The following is a 7,057-nucleotide window of genomic DNA, read 5'->3' on the forward strand; positions in this document are numbered from 1 at the left end:
TCGACCGGTTCCTGCTGAGGATCTCCATCGGCTACCCGGGTCGCGAGGCCGAGTTGCAGATGCTCGACGACGGCGGGTCGAGCGACGCCATCGCTGCGCTGCAGCCGGTGGTGAGTTCCGCGGAGGTCCTCACGATGATCGAGGCGGTGCGATCGGTCTACATGGCCTCGGCCCTCAAGGCATATCTCGTCGACCTCGCCGACGCCAGTCGACGCCACCCGGCCATCGAACTCGGTCTGTCGCCCCGCGCCACCCTCCAGCTCGCGGCCGCCGCCAAGGCGCAGGCTGCGGCGAAGGGCCGCAATTACGCGACTCCCGATGACGTGAAGTTCGTCGGCACGGCTGCGCTCGCGCACCGCATCGTCATCAGCCCGGACCACGCGTCCCGGATGTCCGCGGACGACGCGATCCGGGAGGTGTTCGCCGCGGTTCCCGTCCCGGTGGCGCGGACGTGACGGAACCCCGGTGAGCCAGGCCGACGTGAGGATCCGTCGTCGATGACCCGATACGGCCTGCTCGCCATCGTCGCCGCTCTCATCGCGATCGCGATCGGACGCGCATTCGGCGTGGTCGAACTGTTCGTGATCGGCGCCGGATTCGCCGGCGCTTTCGTGGCCGCGGTCGCCTTCGTCGGTCTGCGCTCCCCCCACGTGTCCGGTGCGCGCCGGATCCGGCCATCGATTCTCGTCGCCGGCGATGTGGGCCACGTCGACCTCGAACTCCGCCACACCGGAGCGCTCCGTTCCACCCGGTTCACGCTCCGCGAGCGGGTACGCCGGGCGCACGTCGCCGACCACGTCGCCGAACTCTCGGTCGAGCCGATGCCGGCTCGCGGAACGGTCACGGCCACCTACCAACTCCCGACATCCCAACGCGGAGCGATCGACCTCGGTCCGTTGGAGGCCGTCGTCACCGACCCGCTCGGGTTGCTCCGCCGAACCCGTCTGGTCGCCGGCACCGATCGGATCACCGTCGCTCCCCGTTCGCATCAGCTCGCGATGCCCGAGCTCGGAAGCGGCCCGCTCGGGCGTCATCTCCTGGCCCAGGCGCGTCGACTCGGCCCCGGCGAATTCCACGGGCTGCGCGAGTACGTCGACGGTGACGAGCCGCGGACGATCCATTGGCGCGCGTCGGCGCGCAGCGACGGTCTCCTGGTGAAACAGCACGAGGTCGAAGGGCTGCGGCGAATGCTGATCGTCCTCGACACCGACCCGGATTCGTATGCGGACCCGATGTCGTTCGAGCGGGCGGTCACCGCGGCAGCAAGCCTCGCGTTGAGCGCCGTCCACGCCGACCTGGTGACACGGTTCGTCTCCGGTGACGTCGACCTCCGCGGACCCGACGTCGCGGCGGACGCGCTGCGGGTGCTCGCCGAGGTCCAGCCGGACGGAGCGCCGCTGCCGATGTTCGATCACGAGTCGGGCGAAGGCGTCGGTCTGCTCGTCTCGATCGCCGGTTCGCGTGACGCCACCGGTCATCGGCGCGCCCGGAGCGTGGTCGATCCGACGCAGGCCACGGTCATGGTGACAACCGACGAAACAACCCGCTCCGCGATCGGTGTGACCGCGCGGACCGAGGCAGAATTCCTCTCGAATTGGAATGCGCTCGTCGGACGCGCCGGTGTCCGGCGACCGGTCGGCGCAGGAGCCCGTGCAGGAGGCAAGCGGTGACGTCCGAACATCGAGAGGAGACGCATTCACTCGCCGCCGATGTCGGCGCGTCAGCGGCGCTGTTCCTGTACTCGGTCGCCGTCGCAGCGGGTTTCGCTCGTGTGTTCAGCGGATGGGACTGGTTCGACAATCTGGTCGCCGTCGCCTTCGTCGGCCACGCGGTCGCGCTGGTTCTCCGCCGCACGCGCGTGCCGATCTGGATCGCGTTTCCGATCACCGGATTCGCGCTCGTGTGGTTGATCGGGTTCACCTACTACCGAGAGTCGTACAGTCTGTTGCTCCCCACGTCGGACACGTGGGAACTGTTCCGATTCGACCTCGACGTGGTCGGCGAGAGTTTCCGGTCGGCAGTGGCCCCGGTCCCGTTCGCCGGTGGCTGGGACGCACTTGCTGCCATCGGGATCGCGGCGGCCGTGCTGCTGTCGGACACGTTCGCGTTCCGGGCCTACGCACGCGCGGAAGCGCTGGTTCCCGGCGGCGTGCTGTTCGTGTTCGTGGCCGCGCTCGGAACCGACCGCGACCGGATCGCATCGACGACCGCCCTCGTCGCGGCCGGCGTGGTCGCCACGATCGTGCTGCGCTACCACCATGCGCCGGAACGGGTGACCACCGTCGGTCGCGCTCGGGGCCGCCTCGCGACCGCACTTCCGGTCGCACTCGGGTCCGCGCTGTCGGTCGGGTTGATCGCCGGTGTCATCGGACCGCGCCTCCCGGGAGCCGACGCGGAGCCGATCTACGAAACGCGTGGGGGCGGCAGCGGCAGCGTCACCGAGGTGACCAGTCCGCTGGTCGACATCCGATCTCGACTCACCAATCGCGAGACCACCGAACTCTTCACCGTCCAGGCGAACGCGCCCTCCTATTGGCGATCATCGGCACTGTCGGAGTTCGACGGCACGACGTGGCGGCTTCCGGATGGTCCGCTCGTCCGGGCAGACGGCACCATCGCGGTCGAACGTCCCGACTCCACCGACATCCAGCAGGAGATCACGATTGCCGCGCTCGGCGGGCAGTTGCTCCCCGCCGCCGCCGATCCGATCGTTGCGCAAGGCGACGCCGACCTCCGGTTCAGCGAGGTCAACGCGACGATCCTGAAGACCAGCGGCGACCTGGAGTCGGGGGACCAGTTCTCCGTGCTCTCGGCCTCCCCGCAATTCTCCGCAGCAGTGCTCTCGACGGCCACGTCGAACGATCCCGGCGACGCGATCTACACCGCACTCCCCGCCGATTTCCCGGAATCGATTCGCGAGACCACACTCGAGGTGACGGCCGGCGCCACCTCCAGTTTCGAAGCCGCGCGGATGCTGCACGACTGGATGCGCGACCCGGACGAGTTCACGTACAGCCTCGAGGTCCAGGAGGGGCACAACAACAACGCGCTGGAATCGTTCCTCCAGAATCGGATCGGATACTGCGAGCAGTTCGCCGGGGCGTACTCGGCGATGTTGCGATCGATCGGGATCCCGTCTCGCGTCGCCGTCGGATTCACGCAGGGCGACGACGACGGCAATGGCCTGTACTCGGTCCTGGGCCGAAACGCCCACGCGTGGTCGGAGGTCTGGTTCGACGGAATCGGCTGGGTGCCCTTCGACCCGACCCCCACCCGGGGCGCACCGGGGGCGACCGAGTACACCGGTGTCGAGCCGCAGCAGGCGGAAGGTCCGGGCGACGCTGCCGACGCCGATGGGGCCGCTCCCCCGGCCTCGGCGCCGGCGCCGGCCACCACCATCGTGCCCGGTCAACTCGACCCCTCAGCGACCACCGTGCCGGCCGTCCCCGACCTCGGCGACCAGCCGACCGGTTCGGACGTCGCGGCTGCGACCACCGACGACAGCGGCGGAATCCCGTGGCGGGTGCTGCTGGCCGTGGCCTTCGTCGGGCTCGTGATCGCGCTCCCGGCGCTGATTCGCCGGGTCCGCCGATCGGCGGTTCGATCACCGCGGTCACAGGTGGCGCACCTGTGGGCCCGCGCGATCGACGCACTGGAGACAACCGGCCTCGATGACGCTGCCGGGCGGACACCCGCCGAGACGGCGGTCGAAACCGCCCACGTCTTCCCGGTCGCTGCGCGACCGATGCAGGCGCTGGCCGAGGTGATCACGTACGTCAACTACGCACCGGACGGAGTCGATCACCTCGACGATCCCGGACAGTACGGGGTCAGCCTCCTCGAGAACTGTGCGCAGTGGGTCCGTCAGGTGGAACGGGCCGTCACCGACTCACTCGGCCCGGCGGACCGCGCCCGGCGGTACTTCACGCACCTCGGCTGAAGCCGGCGCTGATCAGTCGGCGACGTCGCTCTGCTCGTCGGGGCGACGAGCGTGCAACCATGCCGAGATCGGCAGTTGCCCGAGCTGTTCACGGCCCAGGAGTCGGATCTCGGACTCCAACTTGACCGCCATGAACACGACGAACAAGAACGCGGCGAACGCCGCGATGAAGCTGACCGCAAGGCAGACCACCGTGACGGCGAGGCCGAGCACGAGCCCGAGCACCAGCAGCGCCGACCGACGCCGCGACACGCGATAGCCGCGTTGAGCGAACGTGGGGTCCTGCTCCAGCTCCTCTTCGATCTGACGAAGGATGCGCTGCTCGTCTTCGGACAGTGGCACGACATCATCATCGCACGTCGGCGAGCGTTCCTCAACGCGGTCGGTCAGGTTCCTCACCGGGATGATCGAGCGTTCGATCGGCGCGACCACCCTCGAGGGACAGCACCGGCACCCCCCAGCCCCGCGAGATCGACAGGACTCGGATCCCGAAGATCACCGCGATGGGGATCCAGAACACGGCTCGCGGGTCGAGATCGAGCTCCACCAGTGCCACGTAGAGCAGTGCTCCGACGAATGCGGCGGTGGCGTAGTACTCGCCGTTCCGGAGTACGTCGGGGACCTCGTTCGCGAGGAGGTCGCGGATGATTCCACCACCGACTCCGCCGATCACCCCGAGAATCGCCGCGGAGATCGGCGAGGCGCCCGCCAGGAAGGCGACGTTGGCACTCGTGATCACGAACAACGCCATTCCGGCGGCATCGCTGAGCACGATCAGGTTGTAGCGCTCGCTCCACTGGATCATCCCGGCCCGGTGCAGCGGGATCGCCGCGATGGCGGTGAGCGCGGCGACGAGGATGAACGTCGGGCTGGCCACCCAGAACACGGGCACCTCTCCGAGGAGCAGATCGCGAAGGGTTCCACCGCCCACGCCCACGATGCAGCCCATCACCACCACGCCGGCGATGTCCATCCGCTTGCGTGCGGCGAGCATCGCCCCGGAGATGGCGAACGCGATCGTGCCGGCGTACTCGAGCACGTCCTGCAGCACGCCGAGGACTTCGGTGGTCCCGTCGGCCGCTGCCTGTGCGATCAACGAGCTGCCGGGCATCCGGTGATCATCGCGCGTCGCCCGGACGATCTCGATCCTCGGAATCGCCCGAACGACTCGACCGAACATCGGGCCCCCACTGTTGGGCACCCTTCTTCGTCACCCGCACCCGGCCGCCCTCGACGGTGGACGCGGGAGCGATCGACGAGATCCCGAACCGCTCGCGGATCGCGTCGATCGCCGACGTGGCGTCGTCGGCCGGAGCATCGTCGAGGAGCGAGAGCTGGGCGGACATCGGGCCGAGGTTGGAGCCGGCGACCCCGATCAGCCGGACGCCAGGAGATGGGTCGATGCCGGCCAGCAGCGGCGACAGCGCATCGACGATCGCCGGTCCGGTGTTGACGGGATCGGGCGGCGTGATCGAGCGGGTAATCGTCCGGAATCCGGCATCGAAGCGCACCTTCAACGTGACCGTACGTGCGGCCACATCGGCGCGACGAAGGCGATGCGCGACGGCGTCGGCGAGCCGCACGATGTGGCGCCGGAGTTCGTCGGCGCCGTGCACGTTCTCGGAGAACGTCTCCTCGTGGCTGATGGACTTCGCTTCGCGCAACGGCTCGACCTCGCGGTCGTCGGCACCCACCGCGAGTGCCGCCAGGTGTTGCGCCTGGTTGGCTCCGAGGGCAGTGGTGAGCACCGGGAGGTCGATCCGGCGCAGGTCACGCACCGATGAGATGCCGAGGCGGGTCAGCTTGTCGAGGGTCGCGGGTCCGACTCCCCAGAGCCGCTGTACCGGCAGCGGGTCGAGGAAGTCCTGCTCCGTTCCCGGTTCCACCACGGTGACCCCCTCTCCGGGGTCGATCCGCTGCGCGTGCGCCACGGGTTTCGCCTGCACCGACGCGAGCTTGGCCAGGAACTTGTTCGGGGCGACGCCGACGCTGCACGCCAGTCGGAGCTCGTCGGAGATCTCGGCACGGATTCGCTCCGCAATCGTGCGACCGTCGCCGAACAGCCGCAGCGATCCGGTCACGTCGAGGAACGCTTCGTCGAGGGACAACGGTTCGACGAGCGGCGTGTAGCGGTCGAAGATCTCGCGCACCTCGCCACTGACCTCGCCGTAGTGATCGTGATCGCCGGGCAGGAACACCGCGTGCGGACACCGGCGGCGGGCGATCGCCGACGGGAGCGCCGAGTGCACGCCGAACCGACGCGCCTCGTACGACGCAGCGGCCACCACGCCGCGATTCCCGGTTCCCCCGACGACGACCGGCTGACCGACGAGTTCGGGATGGCGGCGCAGTTCGACCGACACGAAGAACGCGTCCATGTCCGCATGCAGGATCGTCCTGGCACGCGGCGACTCCATCAGCCCAGTATCGCTGGCCGGACCGCCCGGCTCCTCTTCACAGCGTTAGCCTGCGCGTCGATGTCCTCCTCCGAAACCGACCGCCCGCTCTCGGCGATCCCCTCGGTGGGCGTCCGCATCGGTGCGTTCGCGGCGATCCTGCTCAGCGGACTGGCAGGGGGCCTGATCGGCTACTCGCTCGTCGAACTGCAGTGCGACGGTGATTGCGCGATTCCCACCGGCATCGGTCTCCTCGTCGGTGCCGTCACCGCGGCCGGTGGAATGGCGATCGTCGCGGTCCTCGTGATGCGAGCGCTCGGCGAGTGGCGCGAGGTCAACGACCGTGAACGCGCGGGCCACTCCTCGAACACGTCCTGGTGAATTCTGTGCGGAGGGCGCGGCCGAGTCGGACGCGAAGTGCGAGGGTGAACGGATGATCGACGAACTCCGCTCCCTCTGCGACGACATCGCCCGCGAGGCCGGGTCGTTCGCGCATCGCGCTCGCCGCGACCTCGGTCCCGGGGCGCGTGCGACGCACGACACCAAGTCGAGCGCAGTCGACCCGGTCACCGAGTTCGATCGGGCGACCGAGGCGCTCGTGGTCGAACGCATCCGCGCGGCGCGCCCGGACGACTCGATCGTCGGTGAGGAGGGCGCGAATCATCGCGGTGAGTCGGAGTACGAGTGGCACATCGACCCGATCGACGGCACGGTCAACTTC

General features: G+C 69.1%; 8 protein-coding genes. 5 read left to right on the forward strand and 3 right to left on the reverse strand.

What is annotated here, in order from left to right:
• From ON45_RS11275 to ON45_RS11285, 3 genes are all read left to right on the forward strand, one after another.
• A partial coding sequence (locus ON45_RS11275; RefSeq protein WP_040493962.1) for an AAA family ATPase occupies positions 1-455 on the forward strand: 455 nt, incomplete at its 5' end.
• A gap of 42 nt (positions 456-497) precedes the next feature.
• The gene (locus ON45_RS21435; RefSeq protein WP_051062918.1) at positions 498-1,670 is read left to right on the forward strand and encodes a DUF58 domain-containing protein; all 1,173 of its coding nucleotides are present in this window, start codon (positions 498-500) and stop codon (positions 1,668-1,670) included.
• Entirely contained in the window at positions 1,667-3,940 is a 2,274-nt protein-coding gene (locus tag ON45_RS11285) for a transglutaminase TgpA family protein (protein ID WP_040493964.1), read from the forward strand. Before ON45_RS21435 ends, ON45_RS11285 begins: the two co-directional genes overlap by 4 nt.
• Positions 3,941-3,952: 12 nt before the next feature.
• Here ON45_RS11285 and ON45_RS11290 read toward each other — a convergent pair whose 3' ends face one another.
• The 3 genes from ON45_RS11290 to dinB are packed head-to-tail and all read right to left on the reverse strand — an operon-like array spanning position 3,953 to position 6,357.
• Positions 3,953-4,282, reverse strand: a complete 330-nt coding sequence (locus ON45_RS11290; protein WP_158412362.1) for a DUF3040 domain-containing protein — start codon at positions 4,280-4,282, stop codon at positions 3,953-3,955.
• A 31-nt stretch (positions 4,283-4,313) separates the two neighbouring features.
• Positions 4,314-5,051 (reverse strand): trimeric intracellular cation channel family protein, encoded by a 738-nt coding sequence (locus tag ON45_RS11295; RefSeq protein WP_158412363.1) that lies wholly within the window; start codon positions 5,049-5,051, stop codon positions 4,314-4,316.
• 7 nt (positions 5,052-5,058) lie between these two features.
• On the reverse strand, positions 5,059-6,357 hold the full coding sequence (gene dinB, locus ON45_RS11300) for a DNA polymerase IV (RefSeq protein WP_051062920.1): 1,299 nt from the start codon (positions 6,355-6,357) through the stop codon (positions 5,059-5,061).
• A 60-nt stretch (positions 6,358-6,417) separates the two neighbouring features.
• Here dinB and ON45_RS11305 point away from each other — a divergent pair, with 60 nt between their 5' ends.
• Positions 6,418-6,717 carry a hypothetical protein gene (locus tag ON45_RS11305; RefSeq protein ID WP_148288647.1) on the forward strand — a complete coding sequence of 100 codons (300 nt, stop codon included), beginning with the start codon at positions 6,418-6,420 and terminating at the stop codon, positions 6,715-6,717.
• A 52-nt stretch (positions 6,718-6,769) separates the two neighbouring features.
• Positions 6,770-7,057, forward strand: a 288-nt coding sequence (locus ON45_RS11310) for an inositol monophosphatase family protein (RefSeq protein ID WP_040493969.1), incomplete at its 3' end; no start/stop codon positions are given.

This window comes from Ilumatobacter nonamiensis YM16-303 (genome assembly GCF_000350145.1).
In the GTDB taxonomy this organism is placed as follows: domain Bacteria; phylum Actinomycetota; class Acidimicrobiia; order Acidimicrobiales; family Ilumatobacteraceae; genus Ilumatobacter_A; species Ilumatobacter_A nonamiensis.

Coding starts and splice junctions, on each gene's coding strand:
- ON45_RS11305 (WP_148288647.1), top strand. CDS start 6,418: ATGTCCTCCTCCGAAACCGACCGCCCGCTCTCGGCGATCCCCTCGGTG.
- ON45_RS21435 (WP_051062918.1), top strand. CDS start 498: ATGACCCGATACGGCCTGCTCGCCATCGTCGCCGCTCTCATCGCGATC.
- dinB (WP_051062920.1), bottom strand. CDS start 6,357: ATGGAGTCGCCGCGTGCCAGGACGATCCTGCATGCGGACATGGACGCG.
- ON45_RS11295 (WP_158412363.1), bottom strand. CDS start 5,051: ATGCCCGGCAGCTCGTTGATCGCACAGGCAGCGGCCGACGGGACCACC.